General features: G+C 52.7%; 3 protein-coding genes and 1 pseudogene. 2 read left to right on the forward strand and 2 right to left on the reverse strand.

Annotation, left to right across the window (positions count from 1 at the left end):
• On the reverse strand, positions 1–307 hold a 307-nt coding region (locus tag BHE85_RS15210; RefSeq protein ID WP_024167141.1), incomplete at its 3' end, for a transposase.
• Between the two features lie 52 nt (positions 308–359).
• Between BHE85_RS15210 and BHE85_RS27550 the strand changes: the two are divergent.
• Positions 360–725: pseudogene (locus tag BHE85_RS27550) on the forward strand (hypothetical protein); the annotation flags it as partial.
• 50 nt (positions 726–775) lie between these two features.
• Here the strand turns inward: BHE85_RS27550 and grxD are convergent.
• The gene (gene grxD / locus BHE85_RS15220) at positions 776–1,123 is read right to left on the reverse strand and encodes a monothiol glutaredoxin 4 (RefSeq protein ID WP_000108172.1); all 348 of its coding nucleotides are present in this window, start codon (positions 1,121–1,123) and stop codon (positions 776–778) included.
• Positions 1,124–1,289: 166 nt separating this feature from the next.
• Here grxD and BHE85_RS15225 point away from each other — a divergent pair.
• Positions 1,290–1,551 (forward strand): IS1-like element transposase (locus BHE85_RS15225; RefSeq protein ID WP_064195240.1); only part of this gene is annotated, 262 nt, incomplete at its 3' end.

Here is a 1,551-nt window from a genome sequence, read left to right on the forward strand (position 1 = left end):
CGAACTCCGCCTTCGCAAAATAAGCGGAAGCCTGGCGAAGGATATCGTTACTGCGGCGCAGTTCACGATTTTCACGTTCCAGCTCTTTCAGACGCTGACGTTCAGCGGTGGTGAGCCCGCCATCACCGCCTCCGGTATCCCGCTCATGCTGGCGTACCCAGACACGCAGAGTCTCCGGTGTACAGCCAATCTTTGGAGCAATGGAACAAATTGTCGCCCATTGTGAGTCATATTCGCCCTGACTTTCCAGAACCATACGGACTGCCCGTTGACGGACTTCGGGGGAAAAACGAGTATTTTTAGTCATCCTGTTTACCTCTTTCTCAGGAAGTTTAGTCTCCAGGATTCCCGGGGCGGTTCACTATACACCAGTGGCGCTCTCTGCCAACGATCCGGCTAATGTGTGGGGAAATCTTCTGCCCTGGCCTGCACATCCGGCAACGCTGGTTCCAACGCGTCGGGCGGGTGCGCTGGTGGTCGTTTCTAGCGGCAAATTGTTACTCTATCTGGCGCAAGGTGGCAAAAAAATGCTGGTCTGGCAGGAAAAAGAGGAATTACTCGCCCCAGAGGTTTTCCACGCGCTGACTACCGCACTGCGTCGCGAACCACGGCTGCGCTTTACGCTAACAGAAGTGAATGATCTACCGGTCCGGCAAACGCCGATGTTTACGCTGCTGCGTGAGGCGGGATTTTCAAGTTCGCCACAAGGGCTGGATTGGGGATAGAGAAAGGACTGACGGATGCCCGTTCGCATCCGTCAGTATTGCAGGACGGATTATTCCGCGTCCGGCTCTTCAGACTTGTATTTAGCGGCAGTTTCTTTGATCAGCTGCTGCAGTTCGCCACGCTGATACATTTCGATCACGATATCACAACCGCCGACCAGCTCGCCGTCAACCCACAGTTGCGGGAAGGTCGGCCAGTTAGCATATTTCGGCAGTTCCGCACGAATGTCCGGATTCTGCAGAATATCAACATAGGCAAAACGTTCGCCACATGCGGCAAGCGCCTGGACTGCCTGGGCAGAGAAACCGCAGCTCGGCAGTTTCGGTGAACCTTTCATGTACAGCAGGATCGGGTTTTCAGCAATCTGGCGTTGGATTTTTTCGATAGTGGTGCTCATTGTCTTGCTTCCTCAAACTTCTTTACGGCAGTAATCTGACATTGTAGCGGGTCAGTGCGGCATCGGAAAATAACATTTTCATCACGCTTTTGCTATTTTATCCCTTTGCTCGGTAATGCTGCCAACTTACTGATTTAGTGTATGATGGTGATTTTAAGGTGCTTGCGTGGCTTCCATTTCCATCAGATGTCCTTCCTGCTCCGCTACTGAAGGCGTGGTGCGTAACGGCAAAAGCACTGCCGGACATCAGCGCTATCTCTGCTCTCATTGCCGTAAAACATGGCAACTACAGTTCACTTACACCGCCTCTCAGCCCGGTACGCACCAGAAAATCATTGATATGGCCATGAATGGCGTCGGATGTCGCGCCAGTGCACGCATTATGGGCGTTGGCCTCAACACGGTTTTACGTCACTTAAAAAACTCAG

Origin of the sequence: Shigella sp. FC1567 (assembly GCF_001743015.1) — a bacterium.
In the GTDB taxonomy this organism is placed as follows: domain Bacteria; phylum Pseudomonadota; class Gammaproteobacteria; order Enterobacterales; family Enterobacteriaceae; genus Escherichia; species Escherichia coli.

Bases quoted from the DNA above. Each gene is read 5' to 3' on its own strand.
- grxD (WP_000108172.1), bottom strand. From the start codon at position 1,123: ATGAGCACCACTATCGAAAAAATCCAACGCCAGATTGCTGAAAACCCG.